Below are 15651 nucleotides of genomic sequence, written 5' to 3'. Positions count from 1 at the left end.
AGGAGAAGTATCAATGGACCAGCCTTATGATTTACTGACTGGTATCGTTCATTTTGCGGCTTATTTTGGCCTGTCACTGGTATTTTTAATTGCGTTTAAATTCCTCTACGCACTGGTGACCCCCCACGATGAGTGGAAGTTGATTCGAGAGGATAAGAATGCAGCGGCTGCTATTGGTTTTGGTGGTGCGGTGCTCGGCTTCGCCATTGCTGTGGGTGGTGCTGCCAGCAATTCGGTGTCCATTACCGACTTCGCTACTTGGGCGGTGGTTGCGTTAATTGCTCAGTTGATTGCGTTTGCCATTATCCGTTTCGGGTTTATGCCTCGTATTGTTGAGCGTATTGAAGACGGGGAGTTGTCTGCGGGGATTATGCTGGCAGCCACAACAATTTCTGTCGGTGTCCTTAATGCTGCCTGTATGAGCTACTAAGCGGGAGTGAGGATGAAACGTACCAAAACTATCAATCTCGCGCGGATGCGCAAAGGTCGGGGAGCAAGCTTTGTTCTGCGCCCTTTGGCAATCGGTGTGGCAGCAGCCCTTGTCGGCTGCTCCTCTGATGAAGAGGTTAAAGTAGTTTCCTCAGTTGAGGACTGCGTAAATAATACCCAATTGGATGAGGCCCAGTGTGAGGCTGCCTACCAGCGCGCGCTGGAAGAGGCTGAGCGCACTGGCCCCAAGTATGCCAATCTTTCCCAGTGCGAAACGGAGTTTGGAAGTTGCCGCGAGACTAGCAGTGGTTTCTGGATGCCCCTGATGACCGGGTTTATGGTTGCTTCACTATTGGATAATGATAGGCGCCATTACTCCTCCGGTTACTATAACCCCGTCTATCGTTATTCTGCCTCTGGTTCCCGTTATTACGATCGTTTGATGACAGCGGATGGGCAGGTGATCGGTCGATACGGCAAGTCGTCCTATACGGTTGACAAGAGTGCGATGGACCCGAAACCCAAGGTAACAAAGACGGTCTCTCGCGGCGGCTTTGGGTCTGTGGCTTCAGCTAAGTCCAGCTGGGGTGGTGGTCGCTCCAGTAGTGGTTCACGGGGCTGGGGAGGCTGATTTTGTGCTGAGGTTGCCGATTGGCGAACGCCCGCGCTGGCAGGAGCGGGCTCAGGAGTTTGGGTTTCACTTCCACACAATGTATGGCGAACCCTACTGGGATGAGAGCGCCTACTATCAGTTCTCCCTGGAGCAGGTAGAAAAACATATAGAAGAGCCTACCGAAGAAATCCATCAGATGTGCCTGGATGTGGTGGCGAAGGTGCTGGAGGATGAGGAGCTGCTACGACGCTTTTGTATCCCTGAGCAACATTGGGATTTTGTACGCAACTCCTGGAAGAACGGCGACCCCAGTCTTTATTCCCGTCTTGATTTTGCCTATTGCGGGCAGGGGCCCGCAAAGCTCTACGAAAATAATGCGGATACGCCTACCAGTCTTTACGAGACTGGTTTTTGGCAATGGTTATGGTTGCAGGATAATGTGGACCGGCGGGCCCTGCCGCTGCAGTCGGATCAGTTCAATAGCTTACAGGAAAAGCTGGTTAATCGTTTCCTGGATTTACAGTTTCTCACTCCTGGTCGCGAACTACACTTTGCCTGTTGCAAAGATACTGAAGAGGATCGCGGTACTGTCCAATACCTGCAGGACTGTGCCAGTGAGGCCGGCATTACCAACCATTTTGTCTTTATGGAAGATATCGGTTGTGATACGGATGGTTTTTTTACAGATATGCAAGACCAGGTGATTACCTGGATGTTCAAACTGTACCCTTGGGAGTTTATGTTCCGAGAGGAGTTTGGCTCTTTGCTGGGGACTAATAATGTGCGCTGGCTGGAACCGCCATGGAAAGCGATTTTATCCAATAAAGCACTGCTGCCGATGTTGTGGAAGTTATTTCCGGGGCACCCAAACCTGCTACCATCTTTTTTGAGGATGAGCTGCACAAGGCTGCTGAATTTACTGAGCTGGTAAAGAAACCGATTTTTTCCCGGGAAGGAGCTAATATTTCCATTGTGCGTGGAGGTGATGTGCAATCCCTTTCCGGTGGCCCTTACGGTGAAGAGGGATTTGTATTTCAGGCTATGCATCCACTGCCAAAGTTTGGAAAAAACTATACGCTGATAGGTAGTTGGTTGGTGGATGATATGGCGGCTGGAATGTCTATTCGTGAAGATGGAAATATTGTGACTCAGGATATGAGTCGTTACTTGCCGCATATTATTCTCTAGGCCGGTAGTACTGCAGCACCCACTACATGTCATTTGCCGGCGATACAGTTTAGGGTATCACTTATCTTCACTGTTTCTTGGTGTTGCTCAGCAAGCCACTGGCAATCATCCCTTCAATTTTCTTACTGAGGCGCTCATAAGTGAATGGCTTTTGGATACAATCTAGTACTCCATCAGCGATTACCTCCTGAACTTTGCTATCGACACTGTAACCTGTGGAAAGTAGGGCTTTTACTTCGGGGTTAATACGGCGGAGGAAAGCAAATAATTCCTGGCCATCCATGCCAGGCATAATCATATCGAGAATCACCAGGTCCACCTGATCGCAATGTTGGCGGTAGTAGGTAATTGCCTGTTCAGCCGTAGCAAAAGCCACAACACTGTGGCCATTCATTTCAAAAAGAGTTTTTGAATAACTCCGAACAATAGCTTCATCGTCTACAACCATGATGTTCAGTTTGCACCCAGCCGAAGGCAGGTTTGCTGGAGCGCCGGGTTTTTCCGGACGAGCTTTGGAAATTGGTAGGTATAGCTTGAAGGTGCTGCCTTCTCCTTCACGGCTATGGCACTTAATTGCGCCCTTATGGAGGTGGATGGTGCCGTGTACCGCTGCGAGCCCAAGGCCAGCGCCGCGGCCACTTTCCTTCGTTGTGAAAAAAGGCTCAAAGATCCGGCGTCGTACCTCAGGTGACATTCCGGTACCGCTGTCACTAATCGTGATTAACAAGTAATGGCCGGGCTGAACTTCAAAATCAGCGATAGTTATCTCTTTTTCGATAGTGATGTTGCTGCTGGTGAAGCGTAGGGTGCCTCCATTCGGCATTGCATCTTTTGCATTGATGCCAATATTTAAAAGGGCGCTTTTTAGTTGGGCGGGGTCGCCAATTACATGGGGGCGATTAGCCTCGAGTAGTTGCTCGATACGGATACGCCGGTCGATGGTTCGGCCGAGCATAGCGCAAACGTCACGTGTAATTTCGTGAGTATTACAATCCTTCAGCTGATAATTTCCTTTGCGGGCAAAGGTGAGTAGCTGCTTGGTCAGCTCTGCTGCGTGGCGCGCTGTAGTCAGGATATGATTAGTGTATTCACTGATACGGGGGTCTTCGGAGATCTGCTGTATTATCTCTGCGTAGCCACTGATCCCGTGAATCATATTGTTGAAATCATGTGCTATGCCACCGGCCAGCTCACCGATAGCCTGCATTTTCTGGGCTTGGCGCAGCTCCTCCTCTAATAGCCGCTGCTTGGTAATATCTGTACCAATACTGAGTATGCCGCTGGGGCGGCCGCTCTCGTCGGATATAATTTTATTGGTCCAGGCAATCCAAACCCTTTTACCGCATTTGGTAATATTTTCGTTGATGTTGTAGCGGTGTTCCTGTGGGTGGTCGCAGATATCGTCAATCAGTTTACGCAAGTCACGCCCACTGGTTTCACTGGCGGGTACGATTGTGCCGACCAAGTGCCTACCAATTATCTCAGCCTCGGTGTAGCCAAAGAGTTGTTGTGCGTATTCATTGAAAGAAGTAATTCTCCCATTTCTGTCACAGCGCATAATAATAGAGTTGGCATGCTCAACCAGTTCCCGGTAGCGCTCCTCACTTTTACGCAGGGCCTCGTAAACCTGATTCGAATCCAGCTCCCGGGTTGAGGCAAGGGCTGGGGAGGGTGAGAAAATAGGTAAATTGCTCTCCTTGATCATTTGTTCTCCTCCTGAGTCACCCTTGAGTATTTTTTCACCAGAAATTGCACCACGTAGAAAAAGAAAAGTATATAGGTAGCTAATTCGTTTTTTGATCTAGCACGCAGTCTTTGCTGACACGCCGTTATTTGTAAGCGAGTTTGTAATCACGTGTTTGCGTCAATGTGATTCGGTTCAACAGTGTTTTGCGGAGCTATAGGGGCCAAATGAAATATGGTGTACCCGCTGGGAGGGCTAAAACTTTTGCACGGTCAAGTAGTGGCTACAGCGTAACAACCTGATAGCATTTACCGCTATATTCAAAACCATTGGATGATTTACTATGCAGCTGCATTCTCGAGTTTTCGGGCGCGGTGTCGTGGCTCTGTTTTGTGCCACGTTGCTGCTGTCCGCTTGCGGAGAGAAGAAGGTTGAGAGCGAGCAGAGATCCCTGGACTTCGCCCGCCTGGATGCCTTTCCCTCCACTTATTCAGTCAGTCAGTCCCGTCCGGTCCTGATTCAGGGGGCCACTTTACTCACCGGTACTGGCGAGCAACTGGAAAATACAGATCTGTTATTGGAAGGTGGCAAGATTGCCCAGGTTGGTAAAGACCTGAAGGCTCCGGAAGGAGCCCTGGTGGTGGATGGCAAGGATAAATGGGTTACCCCCGGTATTATTGATGTCCATTCCCATCTGGGTGATTATCCGGCACCCTCTATCGAATCCTCTCAAGACGGCAATGAGATGACTTCGCCCAATACTGCGCAAGTGTGGGCAGAGCACTCCGTATGGACCCAGGACCCCCAGTTCCCGTTGGCACTGGCAGGTGGCGTTACCACTTTGCAAATTCTACCAGGTTCCGCCAACCTGTTCGGCGGCCGCAGTGTAACCCTGAAGAATGTGCCCGGCCGCAGTGTGCAGGATATGAAATTCCCCGGTGCGCCCTATGGTTTGAAGATGGCCTGTGGTGAGAACCCCAAGCGTGTTTACGGTGGCAAGGGTACTTCTCCCTCAACGCGTATGGGGAATGTGGCTGGCTATCGTAAAGCTTGGATTGAAGCCAGCAGCTACAAGAAAAAATGGGAAGACTATGTAAAGAATGGCGGCGATGAGCCCGAGCGCGACCTGGGGATGGAAACCCTGGCGGGTGTGCTGAACGGCGATATCCTGGTGCACAATCACTGCTATCGCGGTGAGGAAATGGCCGTAATGATGGATGTTGCTAAAGAGTTCGACTTTAAGGTTTCTACTTTCCACCACGCAGTTGAGGCCTACAAAGTAGCCGACCTGCTGGCAGAAAACGATGTTTGCGCAGCGATGTGGGCCGATTGGTGGGGCTTTAAGCATGAAGCCTTTGATATGACCGAGGCGAATATTGCGATTGTCGACCAGGCCAAAGCCTGCGCTATGATCCACTCCGATTCCGGTGTGGGCGTGCAGCACCTGAATGAAGAGGTAGCCAAAGCGATGACTGCGGGTCGACGCGCGGGTTTTGATATCCAACCCAAGGATGCCGTTGCCTGGATGACATCAAACCCTGCTAAGGCGTTGGGTATCGAAGAACAAACTGGCAGCCTGGAGAAGGGCAAAATGGCTGATGTTGTGGTTTGGTCTGGTAATCCCTTCAGTGTTTACACCCACGTCGATCAAGTATTTATCGATGGTGAACTGATGTATGACCGCGCTGATGAAAAGCGCCAACCGCGCAGCGATTTTGAGCTGGGTATTCTCAATGCAGAGGGAGAGCGGCAGTGAAAAGAGTAGTTGTTTTTTGTGCGTTTGCCCTCGGAGTTCTGGCCGCTAGTGCCCAGGCAGAGAGCATCCTTATCAAGGGTGGCAAGGTGCATACCTTGGGGGACAAAGGCAGTTTGGAGTCTGCCGATGTACTTGTTGTCGGTGGCAAAGTGGAGCAGGTAGGCCCCTCCCTGAGCGTTTCTGCTGACCGGGTAATTGATGCACAAGGCAAAGTAGTCACTCCGGGAGTGATAGCGCCGGTTTCCGAGCTTGGTCTGGTGGAAATCAGTGCTGCCAGCTCAACAAATGATCAGTCGGTAACTGGTGAGAGTATTGGCAGTGCATTTAATCCGCTGCCCGCCTACAACCCTAAATCTACTTTGATTCCTTTCAATCGTGCAGGGGGCGTGACCAGTGCTGTAGTTTTTCCCGGTATCAGCACCTGGGATGACGGTGCTGTTGAAGCCCAGCGCGTATTCGCCGGGCGCAGCTTTGCTATTAAGCTGAATGGTGAGTTCGATAGTGTAGAAGCCAAAGATGTAGCCCAGAAGGCCTATTTAGGAGAGGCCGGTGCACAGTTAGCTGGCGGCAGTCGTGCCAATGCCTATGCCAAGGTTGAGAAGGCCTTGAGTGAAGCGAAGGAGTACCGGGAAAATCGCGCTGCGATTCGTCGTGGTGAGTGGCGTGAACTGGATTACAGTTTGGCAGATCTGGAGGCCTTACAGCCGGTGGTGAGTGGTAAGGAGCCTTTGGTCATTATCGCCAATCGCGCCAGCGATATTCTCGGTGCAATTGAGCTTGCCAAAGCCTTCAGTGTGAAACTGGTGGTGCTGGGAGCAGCTGAGGGCTGGATGGTAGCGAATCAGCTGGCTGAGGCCCAGGTGCCAGTGGTTATTGATGCTATCAATAACTTGCCTATTTCCTTTTCCAGCCTGGGTGCGCGCCTCGATAATGCGGCGTTACTTACCAAGGCAGGTGTAAAAGTGGCTATTAGTGGGCCCGACTACGCTTCTACCCACAATGTGTATCTATCTCGCCAGTCGGCCGGTAATGCTGTTGCTCATGGCCTACCTTATGAGGAAGCCCTGAAGTCTATCAGCAGCAATGTGGCTGATATTTTCAATCTGCAGGGCGGGACACTGGAGCAGGGTGCAGTGGCTGATATCGTCGTTTGGAGCGGAGATCCCCTGGAAGTTACCAGCTACCCGGAACAGGTATTGATTGAGGGTGAACCTCAATCTCTCGTTACTCGTTCTACCCGTTTGCGAGATCGCCATTTGAAGCCCACCAAGGGTCACAATTTTGGCTACCAATATTAATTTGGCCTGGCCATAGCTGTGAAGTAAAGAGCGGGTATTGCCCGCTCTTTTGTTATCTGCCTACAGGAAATTAAGACAATGAGCAAAAAAGCCTTGCTTGTTGTATAGGATCTGTGTGGCAGCAATATAGTCTTTACAGCTATATTCCAACAGTCTGATGAATAAGAAAAAGGATCGACCTAATGGCCTATGTTACGGCACTTTATACCAGTCTCTGTGCAATCCTGATTATCTACCTGGCACTAAGGGTGGTGCAGTTTCGCCGCACTAAGCGTGTGGGAATTGGCACCGGTGATGATCGCTCTAATGAGATCCGAGTGAGAGTGCATGCGAATGCAATTGAATATACACCTATAGCACTGTTACTACTTTTACTTGCTGAACTGGGTGGTTTATCACAAATTTGGCTGCATATATTTGGGATTTCATTTTTACTTTCCCGTATTTTCCACGCATATGGTCTAACTGCCGGTAAAGGTGGGACACACATGGGGCGTTTTTGGGGTACGCTGATCAGCTGGGTGGTGATATTGGCTTTGGCCGTAGTTAATATTGTTCAGGCTGTGAAAGCTCTGTAAACAGCGGGCAAGAAGGGTATCGCTGGTTAGAGAGAGGTGAGCATGGCCAGCGACACTGGTTAATCATCAAATAGTTGAGGGGGCTAATAAAAAAGCCCGGCTTAACCGGGCAGAGTACAGGGATGAAACTACAAGCACTTACTGGTTGGCGGCAAAGGGAGTAACAGTTTCATCAGAGGTTTCCTCTGCACTGTCCCCTTCCAGCAGAGCCTCCGGTTTGCCTTTGCAGGCTTTGGCTAGTGAATCGCGGCGCTTGGCCAACAACAGCCCTATTTCTTCGCCAGTCTGTTCATCAATACCTTCGATATGGCGCTCTATTAGTGAGGTGATGTTGGCAGCCAGTTCCAGCATCTTATCGTGTTCTTCAGCATCTTTTTTGTTGTCGAACATTGCTCCGTCTCGATCACATTTCCAAACAGCTACTACGGCCATGATGTGCCTCCCAATTGCCTTTCAGACATTCCAATTTTTTTGTATGACCATACAGTAACTGTATAAATATTCAGTGTCAACGCAGGGGTCGAAAAATAGGCGGGAAATTAATTGCGGTCAGGAGAGAGAGGGTTGCGATAGCCTGAACACAGGGAATTTTTAAGGCTGTCATAATGCCGCTTCGCAGCTCGGTGTAACCCCCCAGGTGCCGAGTTGCAAACTCCGCTATCACAGGCCCGTAAACCGGGCCTGTTTTTTTTAAATGTAAGCGTTAATTGCCGCTTGGTTATCGAGCAGGCTTCTCGGCACTGTCTTTTGCCCTTTCTGACTCTGGGCTGTGGCCGTCAATCGAAGGAAATCAGATCGTCAATACGAGCTTTGCAGCTAGTCCGATCAGCAATAGGCCAAACAATTGCTGGATGCGGTGGCCCAGGTGCTTGCTGACTAACTGACGCTTGCGGCTGGCATGTACTGCCAAGGCGATGATGCAATACCAGAGGGTATCTATCCCGGAAGCTACTGCGGCCATTCCCAACTTAGTGGTAAGAGTCTGTTGCTCCGATACAAACTGACTGAATAAGGCAGTAAAGAACACTGCAATTTTGGGGTTAAAAAAGGCTACACCAAAACCCTGCGCGATTGCGCGCTGAGTACTTTGTTTTGGTGCCTCCAATTTGGTGGTGCTGGAGCCCGGTGCTGGTGCGCGCAGGGCCTTCCAGCCTAAATACACCAACATGGCGGCACCGGCCCATTGCAAAATACTGAACAGCAGTGGTGAGCTGGTAATTAGTACGGCTAGACCAAAAGCGGTGAGGGCGGCATAGATGGCGACACCAGCCCCATGGGCGATTGCACTGGCGAGCCCCTGCTGGAGCCCTGATGCGGAAGAGCGCATTACGATCAATAGACTGGGCCCAGGAGACATGGCCCCGAGTGCACAGATACCTGCGAGTGATAACCAACCGAGTAAATCCATTATTTAAAGCCGCCCCCTTGTGCCAGCCATTGTTTCTCTTCATCTGTAGATTCGCGGCCGAGTGCCGCATTGCGGTGCGGATAGCGCCCAAACTGCTCAATCACTGCCTGATGAGCCAGGGCGTATCGATAGTGGGTCGCAAGGTATGGGGCAACACTTGGGTCCCCCTGGTACTGTCGCTGCAACTGGCTGAAGTATGCCACGGAGCGTCGTTGCATCGGGAGTTTTTCACTGTGCTCCAGCGGCATACCCACAAATATTTGCTGAAATAGTCCGAGTCTGCCGGTGTCTCCGCGCCGTAGGATATCTTCGGTAACTTCCAGCGCGAGGAGGTCTCCCGCAAAGGCTTTCTCGTTACCGCGATAGATATTGCGAGCGAACTGATCGCATAGGAGCACCAGGGCAAGCTCGCCTCGCAGGGTTTGGCGCCAATGGGTCAGTCTTCCCTCCAGAGCCCGCTCGGTAACCCTGCCAAAGTCGCACCGTATCTCGCGATCTAATGCTGGCGTCGCTGCAAACCAGCGTTGCTGCTGCGATTTGGATGGCAAGTGGCCCAGCGTTGGGCCGCCGAACCAGAATGTCAGCACATCCACTATTGAAGACATCAACCTGAACTCGTTTTTCAGTGGTCTGGATTATTGCGACTTTTATACCTGTTGGTCCAGCCGCAGAGGGAGATGGTGCTACTGGAAGGGTGGCGCGAAAAAATTTTTATGCATCTGCATCCAAACCTGAGGCTAGTCCCGTCATAGAGGTGTACAAGGAGAAACGATCTGGAGGTCACAATGTTTACTGCGGGATCATTTAAGAAGGTACAATTTTGCGCCGTACTGTTACTGGCGCTCAGCGGCATGCAAGCGGCAGAAGCCAGAGCGGTAGAGCTGGGCTTTTCTGTGGAAGACATCCACCGGCAGCTCACTGAGAAGACTGACCGGCATTTTATGGCGAAGCTCAATGAGTGTAAGGCAAAAGCTGATTCACAGAGCATCGGATTCCCCTATCCGGTGCATGTAGCTGAGGATAAGCCTAAACAGGGCGCCACACCGAGCCCTTATTCAAAAGGTCGCCTCACAGTCATGTAAGGCCAAAAAGTGGTTTTGGGTATCCCCGACGGTGCAACAGCACATATAACGAGAATGATCAGAGAGTAAAAAATGAGAGCGAGAAATTCACAATCCATGCGGGCTGGCGCTCGCTGGCTGGTAACTCTGGTGGCTGCATTTGCCGCCCTGGGTAGCTGGGCACAGGATGACAGCACGGAGATGCCGAAGCCTCCTGCTCCACCATCGATTGATGCCGAAGCGTCCGAGCCGAACTCACGGGTGCGGATTATGCGTGATGACAACGGCGTGCTCACTATTAAAACCCAGGGTGAAGATGGCGAGCGCAGTGAAGTCAAAGTAGATCTGGGTACCGATTTTGGTGGGCCACTGAGTCAGCGGATTATTGAGAAGCTTGAGAGCAAGGGCATTCTCGACGATCGGGGCCAAGTGGTTGAGGAGGCCCTGGATCAGGTTCCGGAGAATGTCGAAATCGGTTTGACCAGGCATTACGACCACAAGGCCAGGTTTTGGGATAGGGCGCATAACACTGAGCCCTTGGAGTCCTGGCTGGTACCAATAATCGCTCTGATCTGCATTTTTGGGATGCCGGTGTTGATTGTCTGGCTGGTGACTCATAACAGCTACCGCAAGAAACAGTTGGTTGTGGAAAATATCAACCGCATGGTTGCTGAAGGTCGCGATGTACCGCCTGAGATGCTGGATATGCTCGAAGGCAACAGCCCCAGGAGTCCTGCAGATAGAGGCATCACCCTGATTGCTGTGGGTGCAGCGGTGTTTATCTGGCTGACGGCCCTGGCAGGCTTTGGTGTAGGTAGTCTGGGTTTGATCCCACTGTTTATCGGCCTGGCCCGCTTTATCAACTGGAAGCTCGATAACAAGCAGGTGTAAGGACCCGAATATGGACCTCAATGATGAGGATTTGATCAGGCGCACCGTCGAAGACGGGGACCAGCGGGCATATGCTCAGCTGGTTCGCCGCTATCAGTCACAGCTGCGATTCTCGCTCCGTCAGCTGTGTGATGGCGACCAGGGCCTGGCGGACGATATGGCGCAGGAGGCCTTTATCAAGGCCTACAAGGCGTTGCCGGCATTTCGGGGGGATGCCCGGTTCAGCACCTGGTTGTACCGTATCGCCTACAATCTCGTCATGAGCCACAAACGCAAGAATGCGCCAGATGTGGATCAGGAGGCGGTCGACAGAGCTCAAGCAGAAGAGACTGTGGAAGAGTCCCAGCAACTGGGTATGGCAAGGGATCTAAACTCTGCTATGAGTAGCCTGAGCGATGCCCAGCGTCAGGCGATACATCTGTGTATGCAGAGGGGCTTTTCCCATGAGGAGGCGGCAAGCATTATGAAGTTGCCGCTGGGTACGGTAAAATCCCATGTGAATCGCGCGAGGGCCAAGCTTCGCAGCTTGCTCCAGCCATGGCGTGAGGAGGTGGTAAATGGTTAATTTTGAACAGCGGAACACTAAGGGTGGCACCTTGAACGATGTTGCTATAGAGGGCAAAGATCCACAGTTCGATGCCTGGCTAAGCGAACAGCTGCAGTTCGATGAGCCCTACCTGGACGACGATGGCTTCTGTGAAAGCGTGATGGCAAAACTGCCTGCGCCTTCAAAGGATAGTGAGCGCCGTGCCAGCCGATCCCAATACATCGCTGTGTTGGCAGCCTCAGGAATCGTGGCCTGGCAATTTCCATTTGGTGAAGTATTGAGTGAAGCAGCGCGCCAGTCCATCAGCCTTTACAGTCTGGTTGGCGTTGGAATGCTCTCCTCGCTAGTGGTGATGGCTGGCGGTATTTTTGCTGCACGTCGCTGATTAATTCCTAATAGTAATAAATAGGGATTATCGGCCTGCCCCCACTACCAAGTGGGGGCAGATAAAATTATTGCTCCTCTGCTAATTGGAACACTTTTAAATAGTGACTTCGTACTGTAGAGGGTATGCTTTTAATTTCTTCTCTCTTTTTTGTATAGCCATGGACAGCGCTATGCTCGACACGGTGCTCTGATACTGGATTAATGTCTAACCTGCCACCACGGTGCCGGTGGATATTTTCCACAAATGTAAATGTGGGCCTGTAGATATTTAGTCCCCCTCAAGGACAACTTTACAGAATTCCACAAGTCATCCTCATCATAAATTACTTTGGAAAGCAGATTTATTCCGAGTAACACACTCTTTAAGGCAAGCGCAGTAAAGTGTATATCCTCACAATCGAATTCCCTTTTTTCTTCTGAAAGAGTTAGCAATTGTTCGAAGTGCTTAAGAGTTGTCTCTGGAGCTCTGGAGAGTGTCGGGCTGACTTTTTCGTCCCTCCCAACAAGCCCGGCAATGTTATTAGCAGCAAGGCTACCGCAATGATATGGGGTACTTGCCCTAGCTAAACAAATATTGCGGTGGATCAGGAATATTTCTTTCAGTATCTCCTCTTCCGGTTCACTTTTATACAGTACAAAGTCTGGGGGCTACTCAAAATACATATTCAATATTTCAAGGAATAACTCCTCACGTGCTCCAAGGAAATTGTAGAAGTTCGAGCGGGTAATGCCGAGTGTCTCTTAGAGCGCCTTAACAGGGTAAGCTTCATCACCCTCCCTCCAGATCACATTCATGATTGTCTGTAGTGCTTCCCGATCGAACCTCTTTACTCTACTCCTTTTTTAAATGTATGGACAAAAAACAGAGCTTCCCATGTTAGCTCGTCTACGGAAAGGGTTTCAAAAAAGGTGAGAGCTAATCAATGGCAGCTGGGCAGTTTGGGTGTGTCCGCAGGCAACTTGATAGAGCCGCGGAAGAGGCATGGGAGAGAAACGTTAAAGGATCTATGAGGTTTTCGAGTAGGCTTGATGATGAATGTCCGGAAGCTGCAACGCTGTTGAGAATGCCTGATAGATTTATTAATAAAAAACTTGATTTTTATGGAGCTAAGGCTGCTTTTGATTTGAAGTTACTGGCCAGTGGAGATTCCAGGCAGGTATTAACCAGGGTTAACAGATCCGCTAACTTTGGTGACCAGCTCAATCAGCCTGTGTTGATTGCATCAATGTAGTTTTCACGCTCCATAAAAAATCAAATGGTTGTGCTGGAGTGTATAGTGACGTTTAACCATCTAAATGAACCATCTGACCGTGCCACTGGTGTAAAGGCTGGATACCAGTTCAATCGCGGTTTAAGTTTCTATTCAAGTGAGACTTTTACTGAGAATGAAAAGTTAGAATGTAAGTGGCTAAATCAGTAGCTTTTATTGGAAGAGGTTGGTTATTTATATTCTCTGAGCGAAAAGTACATTAAATAGCCTCCTATATTGTTCTTTATCTGATTTTTCCTTGAGATACTTCACAGAAGCTGGCGGCGTACTACTGGGTCAGAGAGTAAGAGTACACTGCACTTGAGAAGCGCTGTGAATACAATCTTTTAAGCTTGAAATCGGTATCCATGCCTCATACGATCCTGAACGCAGTGTATTCCCTCTTTCCCTCTCACCAGCTATCTATAAGCCTATTCCCCAGTGAAGCTCATCGTTGATGTCGGCCATCCTATGCTTAATCCATGCCCACCCAATTGAATTAGCATCAGACTAGTCAAAACTTTTATCTATTTTAATTCGAAGCCAAGAGTACCAATATTTACTGAGGTTATTGCCATTTTCTTTTGATGGCTGTCCAGAATTGATTTGTACATTTAGAATAGCTTGTAAGGTATATGTAAAAGTGATTGATCATCAACTAAATATTACCGACAGGATATAAAAAATAAAATTTGTCTCTGCATGGGTACATGTTTGAGGAATTAAATAATTCTATCTTGAATGAAGGGTGCTTATAGCTTTTTCATTTCATTATCAAATTATATGTTGTAGAATTTTCAAGTTGTTTTAGTGGCTTTAATAATGGATCTATTTAGCCATTCTTTTGGTCGTAATTCGAGTAATAATTTCAGTGGTTTTTTGGTGGCCGGATGGTCAAAACTATCCAGCCGGGCTCTCAGATCAGCTATCAATATCTAATGATAGGCTCTTTAGGTTATGGATGACTTGCCTCCCATTTTCCTTCCTCAGCAATATCAGAGTAATGCAACCAGACTTGATCCACTGATACAGATTCTTTTGCTTGTACTAACTTTGTATTTTTATAAGGACTGGTGGGTACAGAGAATTGATATACGCCATTGGTCTCTGCGTGACAGATGGTCATACCTTCACTCCAGATTCCCTGTGAGCTAGTGATATACCAGTCACCTTGGGCATTTTCACAAGCAAAGGATTTTATCTGAGTGCAATTCAAATCGTTGAAGCGGCCGTTGGCTCTGGATAGTGCGCAGTCTTCATTGCTTGTACTGCCAGCATTGTTCGGCTCATTGACATCCCAGCTCCATACAGCTGCTGCGATTCTGTCCGAATTTGTATAGCCCAACATATCCAGTCCGGTAGAATTTAGGCCACATTTCATAAGTATCAATAATTCGCTGGCATTAGTGGTCTTATCATCGCTGCCCCCGGATAAATTTGTCCGATCCTCTGAAACTGACATTATGCCACTCTCTGGGTTTTCCGGGCAGACACCATTGAGAACCTCATTGCGATCGTAAGAAAGTCCACCTTCGTGATTCTTGAACACCAGGCTTTGATAATTATCATCATTACAGGCGGAATTCCCAGTAAAATAAACTTGCTTGCCTGCATTTAAAATATCTCTATCGGTAAGGTCTGCTGGCACCTTACTACAGCCCCCGTTTGGGCGATAGACCAGCTCTCCCATAGACTCTTCCACTCGTGCTATAAATTCATTGTGCTCTCCATCCATTTCATCTTGAATTTTTATCTCTATGACTTGATCTGGATTTTTGTCAAGCCAACTTTTCACTTCATTGAGCCCTTGAATTAACCTGCGATCAAATGAACTGCATCCCCAATGATTGGATGTGCCATGGCAAAGCAGGAGTTCAGTTTTCCAGGTGCTGAAGCTAAAAAATTCATGCACATCGAAGTTGATTCTGCGAACGCCCGCTTCTAGTTGATCGTTCAAGGACAGCTTTTGATTTGGATCTACATAGCGGAATGCATTGGCATACTCCTCCGCGTTAAAGGAGTTGTGTGTTCCCAGTCTGAAACCTTCTCTTAGCGGTACATCGAGATCTATATCGTTTTGAATCTTAAGCGCACGGATACGCCAATCGTTAGAATCAAGTGTGAACTCTCCCGCGGAAACAGATAGGGAAACAATAAAGTTAGTCAATAATAAGGTAGAAAAGGTGGTTGTTTTGACTATGTTATTCATCGATTAATCCAAGTTTATTCCGAAAATTGGTGGATGTGTGAGTTGGAAAGTGTGGCAAGAAATTGAGAAGTTCAGCGGGATTTCTATATCTTAAACTGAAAATAGCCTGGCTGATTTATCCGTTTCCTTGGAAAATATCTACAACTTTTAATGTAAGCTTTCGATGTCTAATTAAATTAAACATCTTTGGTATTATAAAATGTTTATTGATTTTATGTTGTTGGCTTTAAGGTTTGTTGTATCCTTTGTTGAAAGAATTAGTCATTTTTGTGGGCTTGTTGGCGTTATGGCAATATAGTAGGCGACAATTAACTTTAAGAATCTAACATGTCTTTAGTTAACGTAATTGAGC

General features: G+C 48.8%; 17 protein-coding genes. 12 read left to right on the top strand and 5 right to left on the bottom strand.

What is annotated here, in order from left to right; translation table 11 throughout:
* Positions 1-13: 13 nt before the first annotated feature.
* The 4 genes from P3339_RS14940 to P3339_RS14925 are packed head-to-tail and all read left to right on the top strand — an operon-like array spanning position 14 to position 2230.
* Complete coding sequence (locus tag P3339_RS14940; RefSeq protein WP_020414863.1) at positions 14-430, top strand: DUF350 domain-containing protein; 417 nt, start codon at positions 14-16, stop codon at positions 428-430.
* Between the two features lie 12 nt (positions 431-442).
* The gene (locus tag P3339_RS14935; protein ID WP_020414864.1) at positions 443-1060 is read left to right on the top strand and encodes a DUF1190 domain-containing protein; all 618 of its coding nucleotides are present in this window, start codon (positions 443-445) and stop codon (positions 1058-1060) included.
* A gap of 4 nt (positions 1061-1064) precedes the next feature.
* Positions 1065-1973, top strand: a complete 909-nt coding sequence (locus P3339_RS14930) for a glutathionylspermidine synthase family protein (protein ID WP_282951024.1) — start codon at positions 1065-1067, stop codon at positions 1971-1973.
* Complete coding sequence (locus tag P3339_RS14925; RefSeq protein ID WP_282951023.1) at positions 1886-2230, top strand: glutathionylspermidine synthase family protein; 345 nt, start codon at positions 1886-1888, stop codon at positions 2228-2230. Before P3339_RS14930 ends, P3339_RS14925 begins: the two co-directional genes overlap by 88 nt.
* A 67-nt stretch (positions 2231-2297) precedes the next feature.
* On the opposite strand, the gene P3339_RS14920 is transcribed toward P3339_RS14925, so the two are convergent.
* A complete protein-coding gene (locus P3339_RS14920) occupies positions 2298-3935 on the bottom strand; it encodes a hybrid sensor histidine kinase/response regulator (protein ID WP_020414866.1) in 1638 nt (545 codons plus the stop codon).
* Between the two features lie 322 nt (positions 3936-4257).
* Between P3339_RS14920 and P3339_RS14915 the strand changes: the two genes are divergently transcribed.
* The 3 genes from P3339_RS14915 (at position 4258) to P3339_RS14905 (ending at position 7546) form a co-directional block, all read left to right on the top strand.
* A complete protein-coding gene (locus tag P3339_RS14915) occupies positions 4258-5670 on the top strand; it encodes an amidohydrolase (RefSeq protein ID WP_282951022.1) in 1413 nt (470 codons plus the stop codon).
* Positions 5667-6968, top strand: coding sequence for an amidohydrolase family protein (locus P3339_RS14910; RefSeq protein ID WP_282951021.1), 1302 nt, complete (start codon positions 5667-5669; stop codon positions 6966-6968). Before P3339_RS14915 ends, P3339_RS14910 begins: the two co-directional genes overlap by 4 nt.
* A gap of 182 nt (positions 6969-7150) precedes the next feature.
* The gene (locus tag P3339_RS14905) at positions 7151-7546 is read left to right on the top strand and encodes an MAPEG family protein (RefSeq protein ID WP_020414869.1); all 396 of its coding nucleotides are present in this window, start codon (positions 7151-7153) and stop codon (positions 7544-7546) included.
* A 138-nt stretch (positions 7547-7684) separates the two neighbouring features.
* Here the strand turns inward: P3339_RS14905 and P3339_RS14900 are convergent, their stop codons facing one another.
* The 3 genes from P3339_RS14900 to P3339_RS14890 form a co-directional block, all read right to left on the bottom strand.
* Complete coding sequence (locus P3339_RS14900) at positions 7685-7978, bottom strand: YebG family protein (protein ID WP_020414870.1); 294 nt, start codon at positions 7976-7978, stop codon at positions 7685-7687.
* Between the two features lie 358 nt (positions 7979-8336).
* Complete coding sequence (locus P3339_RS14895) at positions 8337-8954, bottom strand: LysE family translocator (RefSeq protein WP_020414871.1); 618 nt, start codon at positions 8952-8954, stop codon at positions 8337-8339.
* A complete protein-coding gene (locus P3339_RS14890) occupies positions 8954-9559 on the bottom strand; it encodes a DUF924 family protein (protein WP_282951020.1) in 606 nt (201 codons plus the stop codon). Before P3339_RS14890 ends, P3339_RS14895 begins: the two co-directional genes overlap by 1 nt.
* 180 nt (positions 9560-9739) lie before the next feature.
* On the opposite strand from P3339_RS14890, the gene P3339_RS14885 reads away from it, so the two are divergent.
* From P3339_RS14885 to P3339_RS14865, 5 genes are all read left to right on the top strand, one after another.
* Entirely contained in the window at positions 9740-10036 is a 297-nt protein-coding gene (locus P3339_RS14885; RefSeq protein WP_020414873.1) for a hypothetical protein, read from the top strand.
* A gap of 72 nt (positions 10037-10108) precedes the next feature.
* On the top strand, positions 10109-10906 hold the full coding sequence (locus P3339_RS14880) for a DUF6249 domain-containing protein (protein ID WP_157533680.1): 798 nt from the start codon (positions 10109-10111) through the stop codon (positions 10904-10906).
* A 10-nt stretch (positions 10907-10916) separates the two neighbouring features.
* A complete protein-coding gene (locus P3339_RS14875) occupies positions 10917-11471 on the top strand; it encodes a sigma-70 family RNA polymerase sigma factor (protein ID WP_020414875.1) in 555 nt (184 codons plus the stop codon).
* A complete protein-coding gene (locus P3339_RS14870) occupies positions 11464-11838 on the top strand; it encodes a hypothetical protein (protein ID WP_020414876.1) in 375 nt (124 codons plus the stop codon). Before P3339_RS14875 ends, P3339_RS14870 begins: the two co-directional genes overlap by 8 nt.
* Positions 11839-12763: 925 nt before the next feature.
* The gene (locus P3339_RS14865) at positions 12764-13072 is read left to right on the top strand and encodes a hypothetical protein (RefSeq protein WP_282951019.1); all 309 of its coding nucleotides are present in this window, start codon (positions 12764-12766) and stop codon (positions 13070-13072) included.
* Between the two features lie 973 nt (positions 13073-14045).
* Here the strand turns inward: P3339_RS14865 and P3339_RS14860 are convergent.
* Positions 14046-15299, bottom strand: a complete 1254-nt coding sequence (locus tag P3339_RS14860) for a phosphoinositide-specific phospholipase C-related protein (RefSeq protein ID WP_282951018.1) — start codon at positions 15297-15299, stop codon at positions 14046-14048.
* Positions 15300-15651 lie beyond the last annotated feature (352 nt).

Origin of the sequence: Microbulbifer sp. MLAF003, assembly GCF_030012965.1 — a bacterium.
Classification (GTDB): Bacteria; Pseudomonadota; Gammaproteobacteria; order Pseudomonadales; family Cellvibrionaceae; genus Microbulbifer; species Microbulbifer variabilis.
The sequence above is the reverse complement of the archived record's forward strand: the minus strand, read 5'-3'. Positions and strand labels throughout refer to the sequence as shown.

Coding starts and splice junctions, on each gene's coding strand:
- P3339_RS14900 (WP_020414870.1), bottom strand. CDS start 7,978: ATGGCCGTAGTAGCTGTTTGGAAATGTGATCGAGACGGAGCAATGTTC.
- P3339_RS14880 (WP_157533680.1), top strand. CDS start 10,109: ATGAGAGCGAGAAATTCACAATCCATGCGGGCTGGCGCTCGCTGGCTG.
- P3339_RS14865 (WP_282951019.1), top strand. CDS start 12,764: ATGGCAGCTGGGCAGTTTGGGTGTGTCCGCAGGCAACTTGATAGAGCC.
- P3339_RS14915 (WP_282951022.1), top strand. CDS start 4,258: ATGCAGCTGCATTCTCGAGTTTTCGGGCGCGGTGTCGTGGCTCTGTTT.
- P3339_RS14940 (WP_020414863.1), top strand. CDS start 14: ATGGACCAGCCTTATGATTTACTGACTGGTATCGTTCATTTTGCGGCT.
- P3339_RS14870 (WP_020414876.1), top strand. CDS start 11,464: ATGGTTAATTTTGAACAGCGGAACACTAAGGGTGGCACCTTGAACGAT.
- P3339_RS14920 (WP_020414866.1), bottom strand. CDS start 3,935: ATGATCAAGGAGAGCAATTTACCTATTTTCTCACCCTCCCCAGCCCTT.
- P3339_RS14890 (WP_282951020.1), bottom strand. CDS start 9,559: ATGTCTTCAATAGTGGATGTGCTGACATTCTGGTTCGGCGGCCCAACG.
- P3339_RS14885 (WP_020414873.1), top strand. CDS start 9,740: ATGTTTACTGCGGGATCATTTAAGAAGGTACAATTTTGCGCCGTACTG.
- P3339_RS14935 (WP_020414864.1), top strand. CDS start 443: ATGAAACGTACCAAAACTATCAATCTCGCGCGGATGCGCAAAGGTCGG.
- P3339_RS14895 (WP_020414871.1), bottom strand. CDS start 8,954: ATGGATTTACTCGGTTGGTTATCACTCGCAGGTATCTGTGCACTCGGG.
- P3339_RS14875 (WP_020414875.1), top strand. CDS start 10,917: ATGGACCTCAATGATGAGGATTTGATCAGGCGCACCGTCGAAGACGGG.
- P3339_RS14860 (WP_282951018.1), bottom strand. CDS start 15,299: ATGAATAACATAGTCAAAACAACCACCTTTTCTACCTTATTATTGACT.
- P3339_RS14905 (WP_020414869.1), top strand. CDS start 7,151: ATGGCCTATGTTACGGCACTTTATACCAGTCTCTGTGCAATCCTGATT.